This window comes from Leptotrichia rugosa, from assembly GCF_041200005.1.
GTDB lineage: Bacteria > Fusobacteriota > Fusobacteriia > Fusobacteriales > Leptotrichiaceae > Leptotrichia > Leptotrichia rugosa.
Genome location: NZ_CP165644.1, coordinates 1,961,105 through 1,984,896, shown reverse-complemented (window position 1 = coordinate 1,984,896; position 23,792 = coordinate 1,961,105). Strand labels below are relative to the sequence as shown.

The window sequence follows — 23,792 nt, the reverse complement described above, 5'->3', positions numbered from 1 at the left end:
TTATTCATCTCCCTTTTTATATTTTGGCATAGGTAGTATTTTATGCAAATTAATTTTATGCAAATAATCTATTTTTTCTTTTACTTTTAAATCTGAAATATCACCTGTTCTAATATATTCATCCAAAACTTCATAGCTAAATCCCAGTTTTTCTTCATCAGATTTTCCGCTCATCCCATCTTCAGGCACTTTTTTCAAAAACATTTCAGGAAGTCCCAGTTCAGCTCCAAGTTTTCGCACTTCGGTTTTTGTAAAATCAGAAATTGGAGAAAAATCCCCCGCAGCATCTCCAAATTTTGTTGAATAACCCACAAAATCTTCCGACAAATTACAAGTATTAGCCACTCTCCCGCCAACAATGGCAGAAATCCCATAAAGCACAGCCATCCGTATTCTGGCAGGCTGATTAGTCTTGTAGGCATCAAATTCATCAGGATTTACTCCCGTTTGCTGCGAAATTAATTCTTTTAAGTCATTCACAGGCTTTTCAACATTTATTTCATAATGCTTTATTTTCAAAAACTCAACTAATTTTTTGGAATAATCAATATCATGCTGCATACCTTTTGGCATAAGAACTCCTATCACATTTTCCTTTCCTAAAGCCGCTACACAAAGTGCTGTCACGACTGAAGAATCTGTTCCTCCTGAAATTCCTACAACTGCCTTACAGTTTTTTCCATTTTCTTCAAAATATTTTTTTATCCATTCGATAACTTTTTCTTTTTCATTTTTCATAAAATCACCTCTTTATTTTATTATACCTGGAAGTTTTACGAATGACAAGATTTGTAAAAAAATTTATAAAATAATATTTGTATTAGACTTTTCTAATGATAAATACAGTATGTTATATTTTAAAAAATGTATAATTTAAGAAAATTCATAATTAAGAAAATTTAGAATAAGAAGATTTTAAAAAAGAAGGAATAAAGAAGAAAAATGAATAAAGTGAATAAAAATATAATGGTATTGATAGAGAATTTGCTTTTGATAAATAAAAATATATTTGCAGATTTGTTAATTGATAATTTTAGTAGTATCATATTTGAAGAAGTTTTTTTTAATAATGTAAAATCAAATAAAAGTTTTTTTGAAAAAAAGATTGAAATTATTGCAGAAATAAAAAAAGGAAATAAAAAAATTTTAAAAAAATTGATAAATTTTAATAACGAATATGTTAAAAAGAATTATTTAAATTTGTCGGAAAAAAAGTATTTGGAAGAATTTAGGAAAATCAAAATACGAAAAATTTTTGGGCGTGGAATAAATCCTGAACAAATGATACTTTATATTCTGACTACAAATGATATGGAAGAATATTTAGATTTTTTTAAAAAAGAATATTTGAATTTGAGACAAAATTTGTGTGAAGAAAGTGGTAAAATTTTTGAAAAAGCTCCGTTTTTAAAAAAAATTTTTAAATCTAAAAATTTTCAAAAAGAATTTGAAAATTATTTAGACATAAAATTCAAAAATATAAAAAAAGAAATTTAGAGAAAATATCAGAAAAATACGATTTAGAATTTGATAAAAAATTAAAATGTTTTTCTATTCCAACAGAATATATTATTTTTTTTGATAAAAAAATAAAAGAATATTTTGAAATGCTAGAAAAATTTAAAATTGGGTTTGAAATTTTTAACGCAAATTTTAGTAAAATGAGTGAGCAGGAAAAAGAAGTAGAAGAATTGATGGCTGAATTGGAAAAACTTGAAGGAGAAAATCTTTTTTTTATTTTGGAACACGATAAACTAGAAATAGAAAATAAAAAATTAAAACAAAATTTGAAAAATCAAGGAGATAATAAACTTGAAAAACTAATTTTAAAACAGCAAAAAGAAATCGAAAAGTTAAAAAATAAAATTGAAAATATGGAGCAGGACGAAAAGATGGAAGTGACTGAAAATATAAATATAAAAGAACTTCCAGAAGAACAAACTTTAAATTTTAAAGATAAAAATATAAAAGTCGTCGGCGGAAAATGGAGTTTACAAAGTATGAAAAAAGCTCAAAAATACGCAGAAGAAACAGAATTTGATATAGAATTTATAAATGCGACAGAAGTTTTTAGAAATTCAGATAAATTAAAAAATTCAGATATAATAATTTTTGATACATCATACAATTCTCATTCCGCTTATTATAAGTTAAAAAGTTATGGATTAAAAATATATCGTATCTCAACTTCAAATTTAGAGAAAATAAAAAAATTAAATTATACTTAAATTATAAAACTAAAAGATGTAGTAAAAAAATTCCAAAGTAGAAAAAACCTGGAAAGAAAACGTTGAAAAAGCAAGGAACAAAAAAGTAAAAAAATCAAAAAAAGAGTTGACAACGGAAATTTTTTTGATATAATATATTCCGTCGATTGGGAAAAGGTCGGCGGAAGGACAATGGAAAGAGAAGAAGAAAAGCAGAGTGATAGATGAGAAAATAGAAGTCAAGGCTTAGAAATATATCGTCAAGGAACAATAAGGTGAAATATAATGTTGAATGAAGAGTTTGATCCTGGCTCAGGATGAACGCTGACAGAATGCTTAACACATGCAAGTCGATGGGGAAGCGGCGCTTGCGCCGTGGCAACCATGGCGGACGGGTGAGTAACGCGTAAAGAACTTGCCGGATGGACCGGGATAACAGCTGGAAACGGCTGGCAAGACCGGATACTGTGGGCTTACCGCATGGCTTACCATGAAAAGGATGCCGTCCGAGAGCTTTGCGTCCTATTAGCTGGTTGGTAAGGTGACGGCTTACCAAGGCGATGATAGGTAGCCACCTGAGAGGGTGGACTACCACAAGGGGACTGAGATACTACCTTACTCCTACGGGAGGCAGCAGTGGGGAATATTGGACAATGGGGGCAACCCTGATCCAGCAATTCTGTGTGCACGAAGAAGGTTTTCGGATCGTAAAGTGCTTTCAGCAGGGAGGAAGGAAGTGACTGTACCTGCAGAAGAAGCGACGGCTAAATACGTGCCAGCAGCCGCGGTAATACGTATGTCGCGAGCGTTATCCGGAATTATTGGGCATAAAGGGCATCTAGGGGTAAGTCCGGGGTGAAAACTGCTGGCTCAACCAGCAGCCTGCCTTGGAAACTACCCGGCTTGAGTGCTGGAGAGGTGGACGGAACTGCACGAGTAGAGGTGAAATTCGTAGATATGTGCAGGAATGCCGATGATGAAGATAGTTCACTGGACGGCAACTGACGCTGAAGTGCGAAAGCTAGGGGAGCGAACAGGATTAGATACCCTGGTAGTCCTAGCTGTAAACGATGATTACTGGGTGTGGGCATGAAGAGTGTCCGTGCCGAAGCTAATGCGATAAGTAATCCGCCTGGGGAGTACGGCCGCAAGGCTGAAACTCAAAGGAATTGACGGGGACCCGCACAAGCGGTGGAGCATGTGGTTTAATTCGACGCAACGCGAGGAACCTTACCAGATCTTGACATCCTCGGAAGGCGGCGGAGACGCCGCTGTGCCCTCGGGAGCCGAGTGACAGGTGGTGCATGGCTGTCGACAGCTCGTGTCGTGAGATGTTGGGTTAAGTCCCGCAACGAGCGCAACCCCTATCGCTAGTTGCCATCATCAGGTTGGGGACTCTAGCGAGACTGCCTGCGAAGAGCAGGAGGAAGGTGGGGATGACGTCAAGTCATCATGCCCCTTATGATCTGGGCTACACACGTGCTACAATGGCTGGTACAGAGAGATGCGACGCAGCAATGCCAAGCCAACCTCTAAAGCCAGTCCAAGTTCGGATTGAAGCCTGCAACTCGGCTTCATGAAGTTGGAATCGCTAGTAATCGCGGATCAGCAATGCCGCGGTGAATACGTTCTCGGGTCTTGTACACACCGCCCGTCACACCACGAGAGTTGTCTGCACCTGAAGCTGCCGGTCTAACCTTTCGGAAGAAGGCATCTAAGGTGTGGACAGTGATTGGGGTGAAGTCGTAACAAGGTATCCGTACCGGAAGGTGCGGATGGATCACCTCCTTTCTAAGGAGCATGTTTTCCTGCGCTTCTTCTTTTGATTTGGGCGTGTAGCTCAGGTGGTTAGAGCACTGTGCTGATAACGCAGGGGTCGCTGGTTCGAGTCCAGCCATGCCCACCATTACTTTTTGGGGATATAGCTCAGTTGGGAGAGCGCTGCCCTTGCAAGGCAGAGGTCAGCGGTTCGAACCCGCTTATCTCCACCAATTTTAAGGACAATGGGAAATGAATAGTAGGTAAAAGATTACAACAAAATAGATTATTCTGTTTAATAAAAAAGCTAATTAAGAGCACACGGAGGATGCCGGCAATAACAGCCGAAGAAGGACGCGATAAGCTGCGATAAGTCAGTGAGATGCACATAATCAATGACGCCTGAATCTCCGAATGGGGCAACCCGCATGCTTGAAGAGCATGCACGAGAGTGGTAAGCCTGCGAACTGAAACATCTAAGTAGCAGGAGGAAAAGAAAGTAAAAACGATTCCCTGAGTAGCGGCGAGCGAACGGGGAGAAGCCTAAACCGTGCCGGTGCCAAGCTGGCAGCGTTGCCGGCGCGGGGTTGTGGGATTTCATACGACTGACGCCATAATGTCTAAGTACTGCAGCAAGTAGAATCAGCTGGAAAGCTGAACCGTAGAAGGTGACAGTCCTGTACACGTAAATGCTGAGCCATGACTTGAAACTCCCGAGTAGCGTCAAGCACGAGGAACTTGGCGTGAATCAGCGTGGACCATATCACGCAAGGCTAAATACTGTTATTGACCGATAGTGAAGAGTACCGTGAGGGAAAGGTGAAAAGAACCCTGTGCAAGGGAGTGAAATAGAATTTGAAACCGTGTGCTTACAAACGGTAGGAGCCCTTCGGGGTGACTGCGTGGATTTTGGTTAATCATCCTGCGAGTTATGATCAGTGGCAAGGCTAATTAATGAAGCCGAAGGGAAACCGAGTCTTAACAGGGCGGCTAAGTCGCTGGTCATAGACGCGAAACCTAGTGATCTAGGTCCAGGCTGAAGCTGAGGTAAGACTCAGTGGAGGCCGAACTCACCGCCGTTGAAAAGTTGGGAGATGAGATAGGTCTAGGGGTGAAAAGCCAATCGAACTAGGAAATAGCCCGTTCTCTCCGAAATGCATTTAGGTGCAGCCTGAATCTTAGATAACTGGGGGTAGAGCACTGTATGATCTAGGGGGCGTACTGCTTACCGAAATCAAGCAAACTGCGAATACCATTTATTACTGATTCGGAGTGAGTCCGTGGATGACAAGGTCCGCGGACGAGAGGGGAACAGCCCAGACCACCAGCTAAGGTCCCAAATTATGTCTAAGTGGGAAAGGAGGTGGATATTCACAGACAACCAGGAGGTTGGCTTAGAAGCAGCCATGCCTTGAAAGAGTGCGTAATAGCTCACTGGTCGAGAGTATCTGCGCCGAAGATGTAACGGGGCTCAAGACATAAACCGAAGCTGTGGAAGCTACCATGCCGCTTGGTAGGAGAGCGTTCTGTAGGTCTGCGAAGGCTGGAAGGCCTGCTGGAGACATCAGAAGCGAGAATGCAGGAATGAGTAGCGAGAAGGAGGGCGAGAATCCCTCCTACGGAAGTCCAAGGTTTCCGGGGAAGGTTTGTCCGCCCCGGGAAGTCGGGACCTAAGCGTAAGCAGAGATGTGATTGCGAATGGGAAACAGGTTAATATTCCTGTACCGCTGTCAGTCGCCTGAGTGACGGAGTGACGCAGCAAGGTATGTGAGAAGGCTGACGGAATAGCCTTTCTAAAGGCGTAGCCTGGGCACGCAGGCAAATCCGCGTGCCTAAAGGTGAGACCCTATGGGCAAGTGCTCCTGCACAAGTCACAGATCCTACACTGCCAAGAAAAACTTCTAGCGAGACTGGACAGCGCCCGTACCCTAAACCGACACAGGTGGACAGAGTGAGAAACTTAAAGTGACAGGATAACTCTAGCTAAGGAACTCTGCAAAATAGCCCCGTAACTTCGGGAGAAGGGGTGCCTGACATACCTGAGGGGAGAAGCGCCTCAAGGGGAAACGCAGTGAAGAGTCTCAAGCAACTGTTTACCAAAAACACAGGTCTATGCTAAGCTGGAAGGCGACGTATATGGGCTGACACCTGCCCAGTGCCGGAAGGTTAAGAGGAGGAGTGAGAGCTCCGATTTGAAGCCCCGGTGAACGGCGGTAACTATAACGGTCCTAAGGTAGCGAAATTCCTTGTCGGGTAAGTTCCGACCTGCACGAATGGTGAAATGATTTGAGAGCTGTCTTGGCTGGAGACCTTGAAGTTGTAATGCCGGTGAAGATACCGGCTACCTGCAGTAGGACGGAAAGACCCCGTGGAGCTTCACTGCAGCCTGGCATTGGGTTCTGGCAACGTGTGTATAGGATAGTTGGGAGACTGCGAAGTTGAGGCGCCAGCCTCTTCCGAGTCGCTGTTGGAATACCAACCATATGCTGCCGGAATTCTAATCCGCTCGCGGAGACAGTGCTAGGCGGGCAGTTTGACTGGGGCGGTCGCCTCCAAAAGAGTAACGGAGGCGTTCAAAGGTTCCCTCGGGCTGGATGGAAATCAGCCTTCGAGTGCAAACGCATAAGGGAGCTTGACTGCAAGACCGACGGGTCGAGCAGGTACGAAAGTAGGAGTTAGTGATCCGGCGGTCCCTCATGGAAGGTAGTCGCTCAACGGATAAAAGCTACCCCGGGGATAACAGGCTGATACTTCCCAAGAGTCCATATCGACGGAAGTGTTTGGCACCTCGATGTCGGCTCGTCTCATCCTGGGCTGGAGAAGGTCCCAAGGGTTGGGCTGTTCGCCCATTAAAGAGGCACGCGAGCTGGGTTCAGAACGTCGTGAGACAGTTCGGTCCCTATCCACTGCAGGCGCTTGAGCACTGAAAAGATCTGACCTTAGTACGAGAGGACCGGGTTGGACAGACCTCTGATGTATCAGCTGTCACGCCAGTGGCACGGCTGAGTAGTCACGTCTGGTAAGGATAATCGCTGAAAGCATCTAAGCGAGAAGCCGGCTTTGAGATGAGTGCTCGCAGTATCCACAGAGAACATGTGGTCGATAGGCTGGGGATGTAAGCGCAGCAATGCGTTCAGTTGACCAGTACTAATATTACTTGGGCTTTTTTAATCTTTTGCTCGCCTGCTATTTATTTCCCATTGCCCTTTACATCCATTCTTGTTTGGTGACCATTGCGGCAGGGATACACCCGGTGACATCCCGAACCCGGCAGTTAAGTCTGCTTGCGCCTACGATACTTGGCATGCGCCAGGGAAAATAGGCAGTCGCCAAACTTTTCTTTTTCTGCGTCTCCGTAGCTCAGCTGGTTAGAGCATCTGACTGTTAATCAGAGGGCCGCTGGTTCGAGCCCAGCCGGGGACGCCATTTTTTTGTCTTAAAAAATACCAATTCTACATTTTTCTCATTTCTTTTTACTGAATTCTATTTGTTTTTAATTTTATTTGCTTGAAAAAAAATTTTAGTTATGATAATATTAAACATGATAAAATTAAAGAGTTAGAAAATTATTTATTAGTAAAAAAATGTTTTAGTAAATTTTTAAAATAATTAAAATATAAGATATTAAATATGAAAAAAATATTGTAGTTTGATTTGCGATATTTATTTTTAAGAAAGAAGGGAAGATATGAAAACTATTTTAGTTCCTGGTGGAGCAGGATATATCGGTTCACACACAGTTTTAGATTTGATAAAAAAAGGTTTTAATCCTATTATTGTAGATGACTTTAGTAATTCTAGCAAAAAAGTTATTACAATTTTAGAAGAACTTTCTGGAGAAAAAATAAATTTTTATGAGTTAGATATAAAAAATAAAGAAGGTTTAAGAAAAATTTTTAGTGAAAATAAAATTGATGCTGTTATTAATTTTGCTGGATTTAAAGCTGTTGGAGAATCTGTAGAAAAACCGCTTATGTATTATGAAAATAATTTATTTGGAATGATTACTTTGCTTGAAGTAATGAAAGAATTTAATGTGAAAAATATCGTATTTAGTTCGTCAGCTACTGTTTACGGTGTTTCTGAAAAGGTTCCTTTTGTAGAAACTGATCCGATGGGAGAAGTTACAAATCCTTATGGGCGTACAAAAGTAATAATTGAACATATTTTAATGGATTTGGCAAAATCTGACAATACTTGGAATATCATTGCTCTTAGATATTTTAATCCATTAGGTGCTCATGAAAGTGGAAGAATTGGAGAAGATCCAAACGGAATTCCAAACAATCTTTCACCTTACATAACTCAAGTTGCAGTAGGAAAATTGGAAAAATTACATATTTTTGGAAATGATTACGACACTCCAGATGGAACTTGCATAAGAGATTTCATTCATGTAAATGATTTAGCGGCAGGACATTCAGCAGCATTAAATTATTTATTCAATAATGAAAATCTTGGTTTTGATGCGATAAATTTAGGAAGTGAAAAAGGTTACAGCGTTCTTGAAATTTTAAGCAATTTTGAAAAAGCTGTTGGAAAAGAAATTCCTTATGTAATTGACGGAAGAAGAGCTGGAGATATTGCAGTTTGTTATGCAGATGCTTCAAAAGCTAAAAAATTATTGAATTGGGAAGCAAAATATACAATTGAAGATATGTGCCGTGATTCTTGGAATTGGCAAAAGAAAAATCCAAATGGATTTAAAGATTAATAATCATTATAAAACATAAATAAAAATTTTTTAGGAGGATTTTTTATGAAAAAATTATTTTTAGCATTTATGTTATTAGCACCAGTTACAATAGCATATGGAGAAAGAAATGAAATTATTGTCAGTCCAACTTATGTCAATCAAAAGAAGGAAAATGGTTCCAAAGTTGGAAAATATGCACTTGGAAGTGGAGTCAAGATTTTGACAGAAACCATATCTTCATTTGGTGATGGAAGTAATGCCGTAATAGGGGCAGGAGCGGGAGTTTCATATAATTCTTTGAAAGTTAAAGGAAATGGCGTAAAGAGCGATTCTGGAAATTTAGTTTCAATCCCACTTTATTTGATATTTGGAACAGGAACAGATAATGGAATATACACAAAACTTTCAGCTGGTTTTGCAGTTAGAAACGGAAGTGTAAAATGGACTGACAATAATGGAGGTTCTGGAAAAATAAAGGCTAGACCGCTAACTGGATATGCTGCTTTTGGTGTTGGTGTCAGAAAAGACAGATTTTCAATTGGAGTAAGTGCCAGCACATCAACAAAAGCAAAAAGAACTTATTCCAGCCCTACTAAACATTATAGAGATAACATTATGTTAAGCGGTGCTGCAATATCGCTAGATTTTGGATATGCTCTTAAATACGAATAATAAAAAAATTATAAAATTAGGAATTTTCAAAAACTAAATATTTATACAATAAGGAGAATTTAAAATGAAAAAATTATTTTTAATGTTTATGTTGCTAACACCATTCACTATGGCATATGGAGAAAGAAATGAAATTATCATAAGCCCTATTTATGGTAAGCAAAAAAACAATAATGATAAAAATGCTCCTGTCAAAGGTGTTACAGGAAGCGGAATTAAAATCTCGCTTGAAGGAAAAGGTGGAGTTGATGATGATGTTGTAATGGGGCTTGGAATGGGATTGACATACAATTCTTTAAAAGTTAAAGGGAAAGATATAAACAGTAATTCAGGAAGTTTAGTTTCAATTCCAGTTTATTTTATGATAGGAACAGGAACAGATAATGGAATCTATTCCAAACTTTCGTTTGGTGCATCACTTGCAGGCGGAAGTGTAAAATGGACTGATAAAAATGGTGGAAGCGGAAGAATAAAAGCTATGCCGTTAAATGGATATGCTGCTTTGGGAATTGGAGTTCAAAAAAACAGATTTTCATTTGGATTAAATGTTGCCACAACACCAAAATTGAAAAGAGAATACTACAGTCCTGCTAAAAAATATAAAAGCAAGTTTACAGATGGAACGGTCTCATTAGAATTTGGATATCAACCTAATTATAAAGATTAAAAATTTTAATTTGAAAGGAACAAATAAAAATGAACAACTTTGAAGAAAAATTAAATAAGTATGCAGAAGTAATTGTAAAAATTGGGGCAAATGTACAGAAAGGACAGAAAGTCTGGGTAAATTGTACAACTGATGCTTTGCCGTTGGTTTACAATGTTACAGAATTAGCTTATCAAGTTGGGGCAAGTGATGTTCACGTAAAATTGACTGATGACAAATTATCAAGACTGCATGCTGAATATCAGTCAAAAGAAGTTTATTCACATATCCCGCAATGGGCAATTGACGAAAGAAATGACTATCTTGACAATAATGTTGTATTTATACACATTTTAAGCAGCTCTCCAAACTTATTCGTAGGAATTGATGCTGAAAAATTAGGAGCATTGACAAAAAATGCAGGGGAAGCCTACAAGTATTACAGAACTTGCATCATGACAGATGTAAACTCTTGGACAATTGCAAGTTATCCTTCGGCAGACTGGGCAAAACTTGTATTTCCAGATGAAACAGATACTGATATTGCACAGGAAAAATTGCTTGATGCAATATTGAAAACTGTAAGAGTTGATAAAGCTGATCCAGTTAAGGCTTGGGAAGAACATAGAAATAATTTGAATGAAAAAGCTGAATTTTTGAATAGCAAAAATTTCGTGGCACTTCATTATACTTCAAAAGGAACTGATTTGACAGTTGGACTTCCTAAAAATCATATTTGGGTGGCAGCTGGAAGTGTTAATGCGAAAGGGGATGATTTCTTACCTAATATGCCGACAGAGGAAGTGTTTACAGCTGGAGATAGAGATCGTGTAGATGGTTATGTTTCTAACAAAAAACCACTTTCGTATCAAGGAAATATTATTGATAATTTCAAATTGACTTTTAAAGATGGAAAAGTTGTAGATTTTGAAGCAGAAGAAGGTTACGACATTTTGAAACAGTTGCTTGACACTGATGAAGGTTCAAGAAGAATAGGAGAAGTTGCTCTTGTGCCAAATGATTCACCTATTTCAAATTCAGGACTTCTTTATTATCAGACTTTATTTGATGAAAATGCTTCAAATCACTTAGCATTGGGGGCAGCATATCCAACTACAATAAAAGATGGAACAAAAATGACAGAAGAAGAATTAAAAGAAGCTCATATCAATCAATCAATTTCACATGTTGACTTTATGATTGGTGACGCTGAAATGGATATTGACGGAATTTTAGAGGACGGAACAAGAATTCCTGTATTTAGAAAAGGAAATTGGGCGTTTTAAATTTTAAAATTTTGGGGATAATATTATGAAATGTAATAATTTGGAAGAAGTAAGAGAAAATATTGATAGCATAGATGATAAAATTATAAAATTAATTGCACAGCGTTCAGATTATGTAAAACAGGCTGCTTATTTTAAAAAGTCAAAAACAGATGTAAAAGCAGCTGATAGAGTTGAGAAAATAATAAAAAAGGTCAGGGGAAAAGGCTAAAATTTATGATTGCAGTCCAGATGTTGTGGAATTGATTTATAGGAATATGATAAATTATTTCATTGGTGAAGAAATGAAAATTTTTGAAAAAAATAAATAGTCAATAAAAAAGAAACTGCTTTAAATTTAAGAGTTTCTTTTTTTTTATAAATTTTTATCTAAAATTATTTAAAATATCTTCATAATATTTCTTATATTTAGCTCCAATAATTTTTAAATCTCTTTCACAAGCTATATTATATGCATTTTTTACAATATCATCCAAATTTTCAACTTTATTTTCCACAATATTTTTTATTTTTTGACAAAATTCTTCGTTATCTTTAGCTTTAAAACAGCTCTTGCCGTCTTCAATCCAATCGTTGTAAACGGGGATGTCCCTTACAACTAATGGAAGTTCTGCTGAAAAAGTTTCAAGTACGACAATTCCTTCATTTTCTTCATAAGTTGTGAATAAAAATACTTTTGCTGCACTAAAAGCACCAATTAAAATATCTTTTTCTACATATCCTGGAAAAATTAAATTTTTGGGCGGATTTTCAATTATATCTTGAATTCTCTTTGGAAGCATTGATTTTACGCTTGACGAGCCAAACCACAAAAACTGATAATTGCTGCATTTATTTACGATTTTTACAAAATCTCTTATTCCTTTTCGCTCAAAAGGTAGACCTGCTGTGATTATAAGCGGTTTTTTTATGTCGTAAATATTTTTATATTCGTCTAAAAATTTTTTCTTTAATTCTTCACTTTTTTTAAATTTTTTTGTATTTACACCATTTGAAATAACTCTTATTTCTTTGTCTTCTTCTAAATATTTAGACTTTATCAAATTTTTGGTATATTCTGATGGAGAAATTAAGTAATCGGCAGCATTGTATAATTTTTTTGCCCAAAACTTTATTATTGGAGACAGAAAATAACTTCCTTTTATGCTTCCGCGAAAATCTTCATAAGTTGTATGTGTATGAAAAATAACAGGCTTCTTTAATTTTTTTGCTTCTTTTAACATCTCATAAGACTTTATTCCAATTGTATTTATGTGAACTAAATCATAGCTGTCCTCTTTATTTAATGTAACTTCGACATCATTTTCTCCAAGGGCTTCTATCTGATGATTTAGGGCTTGCCCAACGCCTGATTTGCTGAATGAATTTTTCCCCTCTGAATAAAGTAAAACTTTCACTACTATCATACTCCTCTATCGTTTTTTTATAAAGTGCTTCCACACGGTTTCCAAAATTTTCGGCTGTATAATCCATAGAAACTGTAAAAGCTTTTTCTATCATTTTTTTTCTAAATTCTGTATCTTCTTTTAATTTTTTTATATTTTTAATAAATTCTTCTTCATTTCTGTAAACAAGCCCAGCTTCGTTTTCCACAAGTAAATCTTCCAAATTTAAGTCGTATCTTGCATTGACAGGTACTTTTGCTACCATAGCTTCGACAAATGTAAGTCCCTGCGTTTCTGAAATACTCGCATTTAAAAAAACTTCTCCAATTTGGTAATAAATTGCAACTTTTTCATGCGGAACTTCTCCCACGAAGATAACCCTGTCTGAGATTCCAAGTTTTTTGGCCTGTTCTTTTAATTTATCGCCTGTATCTCCATAGCTTTTTCCAACAATCATAAATTTACATTTTGGATCACTAATTTTAGAAAACATGTCAATTAGCACATCAATACTTTTTTCCTGCGCCACTCTTCCGACATAGACACACAAAAAGTCATCTTTTTCGACTCCAAAACTTTCTCTTATAAATTCTCTGTCTTCATCGGTGTAATTTTCACGATAAAATTTATCGACATAAATTCCAGTTGGAATTATATTTGGCTCTTTTTTTATTCCATAAGATTTTAATATGACAGCTACTTTTCTTGTTGGAACAATTAATTCGTTACATCTTTCACAGTAAAATTTACTTATCGCAGCTGCCACTTTCTTTCGTTGATTTTTTAAGTGATTTCCAAAAATGTAATGTCCGTAATATTCATACAAGGTGTGATAAGTGTGAATTAATGGAATTTCAAGTTTTGTTGCAACAAATCTTGCAAATGTTCCAACTCCCCATTCTGTTTGGCAATGAATTACATCAAGATCCAATTTACTTATTTTTTTTATAATCTTTGCGGAATAGACAAGTCCTAATCTATATTGTGGCGCAGGTTTAAACTCTATGCTTGGGATTCTTAAAACATTGGGTTCAATCGCTTTTGCATCAGGATCAGTTGTCGTTATGATGTAAACTTTGTGTCCTTTTTTTCTAAGTTCTTTTTCTAACGTTGTAATCGAACTCACAACACCGTTTACTTGCGGTCTGTATGTATCAGTAAATATACCTACTCTCATAAATTTCACTCCTTTTATTTTTTTATAGAATTTTAGAAATCCTCCAAGAAAAATTTTCCAATTTTTCCTATTCGATAATCCTTTAAAAGTCGCTTAGAAACAATGCTGTAATCGTGCTCATCAGCTTTTGAAATTCCAAGCCTAGTTTCAAGAATACTTAAAATCTTGTGATTATCCAGCTCATAAATATTATTGTTTTCAAAATATTTTTCCAAATTATACGACTTTATCAAATTTTCAATTTTATTTAATTTTTTTAGTTTTTCCAAAAATTTTAATGTAACTTGCTCTATTGGAAGCACATTATCTTTAATTGAACCAGTAATTGCAAGATTGTAAGCCACATTTTCGTCTTCAAATTTTGGCCACAAAACTCCTGGCGTATCCAAAAGTTCCAATTTTTCGTCAATTCTTATCCATTGTTTTCCACGAGTAAAACCTGGAGTATTTCCGACACGAGCTTTGTTTTTATTTACAAATTTATTTATAAATCGTGATTTTCCGACATTTGGAATTCCAACTATCATCGCTCGAACGACAGTTTTTCTAAGTCCCTTTTTTTTCATCTTTTCAAGTTTAGCTTCATAAATTTTATTAATAATTTTTCTCAGTTCGCCAAAATTTGTCCCTTTTTCGCAGCTCAAAGCTACAAAATATTCTGAAAGGTCATTAGAAATAAAATAGTTTTCCCACTTTTTTAATTCTTTTGCATCAATCAAATCGACTTTGTTTAAAATAATAATCTTTTCTTTATTTTTAGCAAGTTTTGAAATATCAGGATTTTTACTGGCAATAGGAATTCTTGCGTCCAAAATTTCTATTACAATGTCAACCAATTTAAGATTTTCAACTATCAAATCTTTCGTTTTTTTCATATGTCCTGGATACCAGTTTATATTCATTTTTTTCTCCAATTTTTAAATTTATATAATAAAATTATTTAAAGCAAAATAAATAATTTTATTATATACTCAAAAGCAGATTTGAGCATATATGAAAAAGTAAAATGTAAAAAAATTTTAAAATTTGTATTTAATTTTTATTTCTCTTTATTTTTAAAATAAATTCCGTCATCGTTAATCGCTCGAATAAACAAGACGATTTCACCTTTTATTGGCTTTTTTTCTAATTTTTCAATAATTTGTGAAACATTTCCTCTGGTAATTTCTTCATAAATTTTTGTAAGCTCTCTCGTTATGACAACATATCTTTCACCTAAATATTCTCTAACATCTTTTAATGTCTTTAAAATCCTATTTGGTGATTCTAAAATGACAATTGTCCGCTCTTCATCTTTTAATTTGTTAAAAAGCGTCTGTCTCCCTTTTTTTTTCGGTAAAAATCCTTCATAAGCCATTCTTCTCATATCAAGGCCCGAAATACTTGCTCCCGTTATAATTGAAGAAGCTCCTGGAATTCCCACAACTTTTAAGTTATTTTTTAAAATTTCATTTACTAACTCAAAACCAGGGTCTGAAATGCAAGGAGTTCCAGCATCAGTAACTAATGCGATATTTTTATTGCCTTTCAATAAATTTATCACATTTTGAATTTGGTGTAACTTGTTATGTTCATGATATTGGTACACCGTTTTTTCTATTTCATAATGTGAAAGCAGTCTTTTTGTAACTCTCGTATCTTCAGCAAAGATGTAATCGACTTCTTCTAACACTTTTTTAGCTCGAAAAGTCAAATCTTCTAAATTTCCAATTGGTGTACCAACAACATAAAACATAATTTTTACTTCCTTTTTTCTTTTTTTCTTTTTAAATATTTATTTTGTTTTTTCTCTATTTTTTAATTTTTTTATTCATTTCTTCAATTGCTCTTTTTAATTGAACGTCTCCAGCTGAAATTATTTTTTTAGCTTCAGCGTCACCTTTATCTTTTTTTATTATTTCTTCGATTTCTTTTTCACGATTTTTTTTCGCTTGGTCACTTTCGTTTGTGTATCCTTTTAATGTAAGCAGTTCTTCCATTTCAATTTTTATATCAGGTTCAATTCCTTTTTCGTGAATGTAATTTCCTTTTGGTGTAAAATATTGAGCAATAGTAAGTTTAATTGCATCGTTTGTTGCTGGAAGCGGTATAACCTGCTGTACGATTCCTTTTCCAAAAGTTTTATCTCCGATAATTGTAGCTCGTTTGTAATCTTTTAATGCACCTGTAACAATTTCTGAAGCAGAAGCACTATTTTTATTTGTAAGTACAATTAGTGGAAAATCTCCTAAATAGTTCAATGTTCTGTTGTAATTCTTTTGAGAACCATTTTTATCTTTTAGATATACAATTAAGTTTTCTTTTACAAAAAGTGAAGAAATATCTTGAGCTTCAGTCAAACTTCCACCTGGATTAGATCTCAAGTCAAAAATTAAACCTTTCATTCCTTGACTTTGTAAATTTTTGATAGCTTTTTCAACTTCGTGTCCGACATTGTTTCCAAATCTGATTAAACTCACATAACCAATTTTATTTTCAAGCATTTTGCTCTCAACCATTTCAAGTTTGATTTTAGATCTTGTCATAGTAACTTTAAATGGCTCTTTTTTTCCAGCTCTTGTCACTTCAACTTCGACTTTTGAATTTTCTTTTCCTTTTAGTAATTTCACTGTTTCATTTGCAGTCAGTGGCAAAATATCTTTTCCGTCAACTTTTGTAATTTTATCTTTTGGTTTTATTCCAACTTTTTCAGCTGGACTTCCGATAAATGGATCCAAAACTTCTAGTGCTTCTCCTTTTTTCTTGCTGATAGTCATTCCAACCCCAACATATTCTCCGTCCATATCTTCAGAAAAATCTTTTAAGTCATCAGATGACAAATATTCAGAATAAGGATCGTTTAATTTTCCGATAATTCCAGCAACTGCACCTTCGTAAAGGTCTTTTTTGCTAGGTGTAGCTTCTTTCCCGACGAATCTTTTTTCGACGATGTTTATGACATCTACAATTCTATTTAGCTCTGTCTGGTCTTTTGCGATGCTTGCATCATTTGATCTGTCTATCTGACCAGTTTTAATCGCAGTGGCAGCAGCTAGTGGTAAACTTACAAGTGCCACTCCAAAAATTACTTTCAATATTTTATTTTTTTTCATTTTTCCTCCTAAAATTTTTTAATATAAAAAATTAAATTTATAAACTAGTTAGTTTTTTTACAGTTTTTTAAATAAATCAAAAATTCTTTATTTCCTTTTGTCCCTTTTATTGGAGAATCTTCGACTCCAACCAATGTATACCCGCATTCTTTAGAGAAAGAAATTATTTTTTTTATTGCTTCGTCGTGATATTCTTCATTTTCCACAACACCATTTTTTCCAATTTTCTCTCTTCCAACTTCGAATTGTGGTTTTATAAGCATAATAATTTTTCCATCTTCTTTGAGAAATTTTTTAAAATACGGTATGACTTTTGTTAGCGAAATAAATGACACATCAATTACAATAAAATCGACTTTCTCGCCTTTTAAATCACTTTCCTTCAAATCTTTTATGTGCATCTCTTCCATTGAGACAACTTTTTCATTATTTCTTAATTTCCAGTCCAGCTGATTCTTTCCAACATCCACGCTAAATACAAGTTTTGCACCATTTTGTAAGGAGCAGTCGGTAAATCCGCCAGTTGAAGCCCCGATGTCCAGAACAAGTTTGTCCTTAAAGTCCAAATTCCATATTTTTATGGCTTTTTCTAATTTTAATCCACCACGGCTGACATATTTTAGTTTGTCTTTAATTCTTATATTTAACTCGTCGGTATCTTTAAACATCATTCCAGCTTTTGTCACAGCCTGTTCATTGACAATGACATTTCCTGCCATAATTTCTCTTTTGGCTTTTTCTCTTGTCTCAAAAAATTTTTTTTCCACAAGCAATAAATCCAGTCTTTTTTTCATTTTTATCCCTTTTGTTAAGATTATTTGCTAAAAATAAAATATTTGAAACAATAATCATTATATAATAAAATATTTTCCTTAATTTTTTATTTATTTTATATTATTGTAAGATTATTGAAAATGACAACAAATTTTGCAAAAATGAGCATAAAAAATATTTTAAAACTTCTAGCTAATTAAAGCATTATAACATATTTTTGCATATTTTTGAAGTTTTTTGAAAAAATTTGAATTAAATAAAAAAAATTGTTATAATTGAATTAAGAGAAATATTTATATAATATTAGAAATTTAGGAGGAAAAATGTTATCGGTTATTTTGGCAGCTGGAAAAGGGACACGAATGAAATCTTCAATTCCGAAAGTTTTACACAAAGTAAACGGGAAGCCAATGTTAAAATTGGTTACTGAAGTGATTGAAAATGTAGGAATTACAAAAAATATTTTTATTTTGGGACACAAAAAAGAAGTTGTGCTTGAAGAAATGAAAAATATAGAATATGTAACCCAAGAAGAACAGCTTGGAACAGGTCATGCAATTTTAATAGCAAAAGATAAAATTGAAAAATACAAGGAAGATATTTTAATAACTTGTGGTGATACACCACTGTTAAAAGAAGAAACACTAAAAAATTTGAAAAAGGCGTTTGAAGAAAAAAAATTGGACTGTATCGTTCTTTCATGCAAAGTGAAAAATCCATTTGGATACGGAAGAATTATTAAAGAAAATGGAAAGATTACGAATATTGTGGAAGAAAAAGAAGCTACAAATGAAGAAAAATTAATAGATGAAATAAATACAGGAGTCTATATTTTCAAATATGAAAGTTTAATTTATGCAATACAAAAAATTGATAATAATAATTCAAAAGGTGAATATTATTTGACAGATGCTATAAAAATCTTGACAAGTGAAAACTACAATGTGGATAGTTATCAAATAGACGATGAAAGTGAAATTTTAGGAGTAAATTCAAAAGTTCAACTTGCACAGGCAAATGAAATTTTAAAAATGAGAAAAAATATTGAGTTGATGGATAACGGAGTAATTTTAATTGATCCAAAAACAACATATATCGAACAGGAAGTACAAATAGGTGAAGATACTGTAATTTATCCGAACGTTGTAATTCAAGGAAATACAAAAATTGGAAAAAATTGTGAAATTTTGTCAAATACAAGAATTGAAAACTCTTCAATTGGAGATAATGTGAGAATAGAAAGTTCAGTTATCGAAAGCGCAGTAGTTGAAAAAAGTGCAACAATTGGTCCTTTTGCACATCTAAGACCAAAAGCGTACTTAAAAGAAACAGTTCATGTCGGAAATTTTGTAGAAATTAAAAATGCGACACTTGAAAAAGGAGTAAAATCTGGACATTTAACTTATATCGGAGATGCACAAGTCGGAGAAGATACAAATATTGGCGCAGGAACAATAACTTGCAATTATGATGGAAAAAATAAACATAAGACAATTATTGGAAGTGGTTCATTTATTGGAAGTAATTCGATAATTGTAGCACCTGTTACAATGGGAAATGAGGTATTCACAGCGGCAGGTTCGGTAATTACAAAAGATATTCCAAATAAAATGTTGGCATTTGGAAGAGCAAGACAAGTAAATAAAGAAAAAAAATAATTTTATAGCGAGAGAAAGAAGGAAAAAAATGATGTCATTATCAGCAAAAGATAAAGAAAAAATGAGAATATTTGCAGGTTCTTCGAGTAAAAAACTGGCTGAAAAAATAGCAAATTATTTGGATATGAAGTTATCTTCAGTTCAAATTGTAAAATTTGCAGATGGAGAAACCTTTGTAAAATCAGATGAAAGTGTGAGAGGTTGTAAAGTGTTCATTGTACAGTCGACTTCTAAACCAGTAAATGAAAGCTTGATGGAACTTCTGATATTTATTGATGCGCTAAAAAGAGCTTCAGCTAGAGAAATTATAGCAGTTATGCCTTATTATGGATATGCTAGACAAGATAGAAAAGCAAGTCCAAGAGAGCCAATTACATCAAAATTAGTGGCAAATCTACTTACAGTTGCAGGAGCGACAAGAGTTATCACAATGGATTTACATGCAAGACAAATTCAAGGATTTTTTGACATTCCAGTTGACCATATGGAAGCGCTTCCAATTTTGGCAAAACATTTTATAAAATACGGATTTAGTCCAGAGGATACAGTTGTAGTTTCACCTGATGTGGGAGGAGTGAAAAGGGCGAGAGGTCTTGCAAACTGGCTGCACACGCCGCTTGCAATAATTGACAAAAGAAGAGCAAAAGCAAATGTCTCAGAAGTTATGAACATAATTGGAGATGTAAAAGGTAAAAAAGCGATTTTAATTGATGATATGATTGATACGGCTGGAACAATTTGTAATGCGGCTCAAGCCTTGATAGATAAAGGAGCGACAGAAGTTTATGGGTGTGCGACTCATGCGGTATTTTCAGGACCTGCAGTTGAAAGATTGAAAGATTCAGCATTTACAGAAGTTGTAATAACAGATAGTATCGAACTTCCTGAAGATAAGAAATTTAAAAAGTTAAGAATACTTACAACAAGTAAAATGTTTGCAGAAACAATAAAAAGAATAGCAACAAGTAAAGCAATCAGTGATTTATTCGAAATGCCAGTGGAATCTGTGGAAAAAAAATAGACTATGGAAAAAATGAAAAAAAATAAAAAAAGTATAATACAGGAAAATATTATAAAAGTTATAAAAAGTGGAGGTGTTGTCGTATTTCCAACGGACACAGTCTATGGAATCGGTGCGCTTCCGCAAAAAGAACCTGTTGCAAAAATTTATAAAATTAAAAAAAGAGATTTTAGTAAAAAAATAATTGCACTAATAAGTGACAAAAAAATATTAAAAGATTTGGTGCAGGAGTCTTGTGAAAATATGTTAAAAATAGATAGAATATTGGAAAAATATTGGCCAGGAGAACTGACGGTTATTTTTCGTGCAAATAAAAATTTTACACATAAATTTGATGCACAAATGGAAACTATTGGCATAAGAATTCCTAAAAATAAACTGGCTTTGGAATTAATTGAAAAATCTGGAGGAATTTTACTTACAACAAGTGCAAATATTTCTGGGAAAAATGCGGTTTCTCGAATTTCAGATTTAGATTTAAAAATACAAAGAAAATCAGATGCGGTAGTTTTTGATGAAAAAAATGAAAATTTGACAGGAAAGCCGTCGACAATTGTAAAATATGAAGATGGGAAATTGACTTTGCTTAGGCAAGGAAATATTTTATTTGAAGAAATAGAAAAAAATTTTGACTGTTAATTAAAGTTTTAAATTAGAATTTTAATAAAATAAAAGGAGAGAATATGGCAAAAGTGATGAATCCTAATTCTGTGAGCAACATGGATTTGATTAATCAAAAAGCACAATTTAAAATGCAGCAATTAGTTCAAAAAATTGGAAAAGGGAAAAGAAGAGTGACAGTAACTTTTTCAAAAATGTCGAGAGGTTATGTCGCAAAAATGATTGAAGAAATGAAAAAGGCGATGGCACAATATGAAAGACAGCTGCCGAATCTTTTTAGTTTTTTTAATTATTTGGAAAAAGAAGTAAAAATTACAAAAGAAAATAAAAAAGAAAAGACAAAAGATGTAAAATTTTCTTATGAGGAAATAGATTTTTTTAAGTTGCAGTTAAATGAAACAATAAAAGGAATTGACACACAAGTTGCAACGTTAAAATGGTACAATTTAATAAAAAAAGGATTATTTAAGACACTGAAAAAACAGACTGAAACTGTTTTGGAAGAAGTTAAAAACGGAAAAGCAGTTAAGAAGAAATAAAAAAATAAAAAAAGAAATATATTAATAAAAGGGTTTGGGGGAACTTTAATGGAAAATAAAAATAATATTATTTCAAAAAGTGTAATTTCATATGTGAACGAAATTTTAAAGATAGGAATTTTTGAAAATGCAAGTGATATTCACATAAAATATGACAATGTTGAGGGAATGGAAATAAAATACCGAAAAGACGGCTATCTTATAGAAAGCTCAAATTTATACAAAAATATAAACAAAAATTTGTTGGAAAAGAATATTGTGGAAATAATTTCCAGAATAAAAATATTGTCACAGATGAATGTTGCGGAAAAGAGAAAGCCGCAAGATGGCAGTTTTTCAATTTCACTAAAAGACAAGAGATATGATATAAGAGCGGCGTATATGCCAACCTTTTATGGAGAGAGTATTGTCCTTAGAATTTTAGAAAATTATTTAGATAATGTGAAATTGGAAACTTTGGGATTTCTTCCAGAAAGTATAAAACTTTTAAAAAAAATTTTGAAAAGAAAACACGGACTTGTTTTAGTGAGTGGTCCGACTGGTTCTGGAAAATCGACTACACTTCAATCAATGATAAATAAAATCAATGATGGGAAGAGAAAAATAATAACTGTGGAAGATCCTGTAGAAATTAAAATAAATGGAATAGTGCAAGTTCAAATAAACAACGAAATAGGTGTAACTTTTTCAGAAATTCTAAAGGCAACTTTAAGAAATGACCCAGATGTCATAGTCATCTCAGAAATTCGGGATGAGGTAACAGCAGAAATTGCAGTGAGAGCTGCGTTAACTGGACATTTAGTTATTTCAACAATTCATACAAATGACGCTGTTTCAACAATTGTGAGATTAGTGGACATGGGGATTCCCAAATATTTAATTTTAGATTCTTTAATAGGCGTGGTTGGTCAGAGATTGGTGCAAAAAAAATGTCAAAAATGCGGTGGTATTGGATGTGGCGGTTGTAATAACGGACATAGCGGAAGAATTTCGATAAACGAAGTACTTTTGATAAATGATGGCGTAAAAGATATTTTGAAAAACAATAATTTGGGGATAGAATGCAAAAATAAGTTAAGAGAATTAAACGAAAAAAATAATTTAAATAATTTTGAAAAGTGTTTCATAAATTTTTATGAGGATATGAAAAATAAAATAGAAAAGAATTTGATTTTAGAAACGGATAATTTAGATATTTTATTTTAAAAAATAAAGAATAACCTTAAATAACCTTGAAATTTATTTTTAAGGTTATTTATTTTTAAAAAATTTTAAATCAGTCGAGGAAAAATATATGGAAACAGTTTTAATAACGGGTGCAAGTAGTGGAATCGGATGCGAGTTGGCAAAAGTTTATGCGAAAAATAATTACGATTTGGTTTTAGTAGCTAGAAGAATTGAAAGATTAAAGCAATTAAAAAGTGAAATAAAAAAAAGTAATCCCAAAATTCAAGTAAAAGTTATAGAAATAGACCTTTCTAAAAGCAAATCACCAGAAGACTTATTTCTTTTGTTGAAAAAGGAAAATATAAAAATAGATATTTTAATAAATAATGCAGGAATGGGAGTTTACGGAAATTTTTTGGAATTATCGAAAGAAGAGATGAAAAAGATAGAAAAAATGCTAAATTTAAATATGATAGCAATTGTTAAACTCACAAAAATATTTTTGAATAAAATGAAAACACATAAAAAAGGTGCAATTTTAAACGTTGCCTCAACAGCAGCATTTCAACCAGGTTTTAATGGCAACCTATTATGCAAGTAAAAGTTTTGTGCTATCTTTTAGCGAAGGAATCAGATATGAATTAAAAGATACAGGTATAAAAGTTTCTGCACTTTGCCCGGGACCAACAATTACAGAATTTGAAAAAATGTCAGAAATAAAAAATTGGAGAGATAAAATAAAGGTTATGTCTGCTAAAAAAGTTGCAAAAATAGCTTTTAGAGATTTTAAAAAAGGGAAAAAAATTATAGTTCCAGGATATTTAAATAAATTCTCAATTTTAGCAAGTAAAATATTTCCAAGAGAATTACTTTTAAAAATAATAAAAAAAATTCAGCAAAATAAATAAAAAAAATCTAAAAAAACCAGAAAAGAAGTTTTCAAAATAAGAAATTAAAAAAAGTAAAAAAATTCAAAAAAAGAGTTGACAACGGAAATTTTTTTTGATATAATATATTCCGTCGATTGGGAAAAGGTCGGCGGAAGGACAATGGAAAGAGAAGAAGAAAAAGCAGAGTGATAGATAAGAAAATA

General features: G+C 33.8%; 19 protein-coding genes, 3 tRNA genes, 3 rRNA genes and 1 pseudogene. 19 read left to right on the top strand and 7 right to left on the bottom strand.

Annotated elements, in window-relative coordinates; all coding sequences use genetic code 11:
* A complete protein-coding gene (gene nadE / locus AB8B22_RS10155; RefSeq protein ID WP_369711010.1) occupies window positions 1-738 on the bottom strand; it encodes an NAD(+) synthase in 738 nt (245 codons plus the stop codon).
* Between the two features lie 204 nt (window positions 739-942).
* On the opposite strand from nadE, the gene AB8B22_RS10150 reads away from it, so the two are divergent.
* The 13 genes from AB8B22_RS10150 (at window position 943) to AB8B22_RS10090 (ending at window position 11,476) form a co-directional block, all read left to right on the top strand.
* Window positions 943-1,497 carry a hypothetical protein gene (locus AB8B22_RS10150; RefSeq protein ID WP_369711009.1) on the top strand — a complete coding sequence of 185 codons (555 nt, stop codon included), beginning with the start codon at window positions 943-945 and terminating at the stop codon, window positions 1,495-1,497.
* Window positions 1,498-1,607: 110 nt separating this feature from the next.
* On the top strand, window positions 1,608-2,228 hold the full coding sequence (locus AB8B22_RS10145; RefSeq protein ID WP_369711008.1) for a hypothetical protein: 621 nt from the start codon (window positions 1,608-1,610) through the stop codon (window positions 2,226-2,228).
* Between the two features lie 268 nt (window positions 2,229-2,496).
* Window positions 2,497-3,998: ribosomal RNA gene (locus AB8B22_RS10140) — 16S ribosomal RNA — on the top strand.
* Window positions 3,999-4,036: 38 nt separating this feature from the next.
* Window positions 4,037-4,113 (top strand) — tRNA-Ile (locus AB8B22_RS10135).
* A gap of 9 nt (window positions 4,114-4,122) precedes the next feature.
* A tRNA-Ala gene (locus tag AB8B22_RS10130) sits at window positions 4,123-4,198 on the top strand.
* 67 nt (window positions 4,199-4,265) lie between these two features.
* Window positions 4,266-7,136, top strand: a 23S ribosomal RNA gene (locus tag AB8B22_RS10125).
* 51 nt (window positions 7,137-7,187) lie between these two features.
* Window positions 7,188-7,300, top strand: a 5S ribosomal RNA gene (gene rrf, locus AB8B22_RS10120).
* The 16S, 23S and 5S rRNA genes sit together here with 3 tRNA genes alongside, the layout of an rRNA operon.
* Before the next feature lie 14 nt (window positions 7,301-7,314).
* A tRNA-Asn gene (locus tag AB8B22_RS10115) sits at window positions 7,315-7,391 on the top strand.
* A gap of 262 nt (window positions 7,392-7,653) precedes the next feature.
* Entirely contained in the window at window positions 7,654-8,679 is a 1,026-nt protein-coding gene (gene galE, locus AB8B22_RS10110; protein WP_146962001.1) for a UDP-glucose 4-epimerase GalE, read from the top strand.
* Between the two features lie 45 nt (window positions 8,680-8,724).
* Window positions 8,725-9,333, top strand: a complete 609-nt coding sequence (locus AB8B22_RS10105) for a hypothetical protein (protein WP_369711007.1) — start codon at window positions 8,725-8,727, stop codon at window positions 9,331-9,333.
* A 64-nt stretch (window positions 9,334-9,397) separates the two neighbouring features.
* A complete protein-coding gene (locus tag AB8B22_RS10100; protein ID WP_018498229.1) occupies window positions 9,398-10,000 on the top strand; it encodes a hypothetical protein in 603 nt (200 codons plus the stop codon).
* Between the two features lie 29 nt (window positions 10,001-10,029).
* Window positions 10,030-11,265, top strand: a complete 1,236-nt coding sequence (locus AB8B22_RS10095) for an aminopeptidase (RefSeq protein ID WP_369711006.1) — start codon at window positions 10,030-10,032, stop codon at window positions 11,263-11,265.
* 25 nt (window positions 11,266-11,290) lie between these two features.
* A complete protein-coding gene (locus tag AB8B22_RS10090; protein ID WP_369711005.1) occupies window positions 11,291-11,476 on the top strand; it encodes a chorismate mutase in 186 nt (61 codons plus the stop codon).
* A 154-nt stretch (window positions 11,477-11,630) separates the two neighbouring features.
* On the opposite strand, the gene AB8B22_RS10085 is transcribed toward AB8B22_RS10090, so the two are convergent.
* The 6 genes from AB8B22_RS10085 to AB8B22_RS10060 all read right to left on the bottom strand — a co-directional run bounded on the left by AB8B22_RS10085 (window position 11,631) and on the right by AB8B22_RS10060 (window position 17,713).
* The gene (locus tag AB8B22_RS10085; RefSeq protein ID WP_237048699.1) at window positions 11,631-12,671 is read right to left on the bottom strand and encodes a glycosyltransferase family 4 protein; all 1,041 of its coding nucleotides are present in this window, start codon (window positions 12,669-12,671) and stop codon (window positions 11,631-11,633) included.
* A complete protein-coding gene (locus AB8B22_RS10080) occupies window positions 12,565-13,827 on the bottom strand; it encodes a glycosyltransferase (RefSeq protein ID WP_369711004.1) in 1,263 nt (420 codons plus the stop codon). Before AB8B22_RS10080 ends, AB8B22_RS10085 begins: the two co-directional genes overlap by 107 nt.
* Window positions 13,828-13,859: 32 nt before the next feature.
* Window positions 13,860-14,729: a ribosome biogenesis GTPase YlqF gene (gene ylqF, locus AB8B22_RS10075; RefSeq protein WP_369711003.1), complete on the bottom strand. Its 870-nt coding sequence runs from the start codon at window positions 14,727-14,729 to the stop codon at window positions 13,860-13,862.
* A 137-nt stretch (window positions 14,730-14,866) separates the two neighbouring features.
* On the bottom strand, window positions 14,867-15,562 hold the full coding sequence (gene rsmI, locus AB8B22_RS10070) for a 16S rRNA (cytidine(1402)-2'-O)-methyltransferase (RefSeq protein ID WP_369711002.1): 696 nt from the start codon (window positions 15,560-15,562) through the stop codon (window positions 14,867-14,869).
* Window positions 15,563-15,617: 55 nt separating this feature from the next.
* Window positions 15,618-16,919 carry a S41 family peptidase gene (locus AB8B22_RS10065; protein WP_314082726.1) on the bottom strand — a complete coding sequence of 434 codons (1,302 nt, stop codon included), beginning with the start codon at window positions 16,917-16,919 and terminating at the stop codon, window positions 15,618-15,620.
* A 44-nt stretch (window positions 16,920-16,963) separates the two neighbouring features.
* Window positions 16,964-17,713 (bottom strand): TlyA family RNA methyltransferase, encoded by a 750-nt coding sequence (locus AB8B22_RS10060; protein ID WP_094079604.1) that lies wholly within the window; start codon window positions 17,711-17,713, stop codon window positions 16,964-16,966.
* Between the two features lie 303 nt (window positions 17,714-18,016).
* On the opposite strand from AB8B22_RS10060, the gene glmU reads away from it, so the two are divergent.
* From glmU to AB8B22_RS10030, 6 genes and pseudogenes are all read left to right on the top strand, one after another.
* Complete coding sequence (gene glmU / locus AB8B22_RS10055; RefSeq protein WP_369711001.1) at window positions 18,017-19,351, top strand: bifunctional UDP-N-acetylglucosamine diphosphorylase/glucosamine-1-phosphate N-acetyltransferase GlmU; 1,335 nt, start codon at window positions 18,017-18,019, stop codon at window positions 19,349-19,351.
* 28 nt (window positions 19,352-19,379) lie between these two features.
* Window positions 19,380-20,372 (top strand): ribose-phosphate diphosphokinase, encoded by a 993-nt coding sequence (locus AB8B22_RS10050; protein WP_369711000.1) that lies wholly within the window; start codon window positions 19,380-19,382, stop codon window positions 20,370-20,372.
* A gap of 3 nt (window positions 20,373-20,375) precedes the next feature.
* The gene (locus AB8B22_RS10045) at window positions 20,376-21,011 is read left to right on the top strand and encodes an L-threonylcarbamoyladenylate synthase (RefSeq protein ID WP_369710999.1); all 636 of its coding nucleotides are present in this window, start codon (window positions 20,376-20,378) and stop codon (window positions 21,009-21,011) included.
* A gap of 44 nt (window positions 21,012-21,055) precedes the next feature.
* Entirely contained in the window at window positions 21,056-21,532 is a 477-nt protein-coding gene (locus AB8B22_RS10040) for a viral A-type inclusion protein (RefSeq protein WP_094079608.1), read from the top strand.
* 48 nt (window positions 21,533-21,580) lie between these two features.
* Window positions 21,581-22,738, top strand: coding sequence for a GspE/PulE family protein (locus AB8B22_RS10035; RefSeq protein WP_094079609.1), 1,158 nt, complete (start codon window positions 21,581-21,583; stop codon window positions 22,736-22,738).
* An 88-nt stretch (window positions 22,739-22,826) separates the two neighbouring features.
* Window positions 22,827-23,607 (top strand): annotated as a pseudogene (locus AB8B22_RS10030) (SDR family NAD(P)-dependent oxidoreductase).
* The last annotated feature ends 185 nt before the right edge of the window (window positions 23,608-23,792 follow it).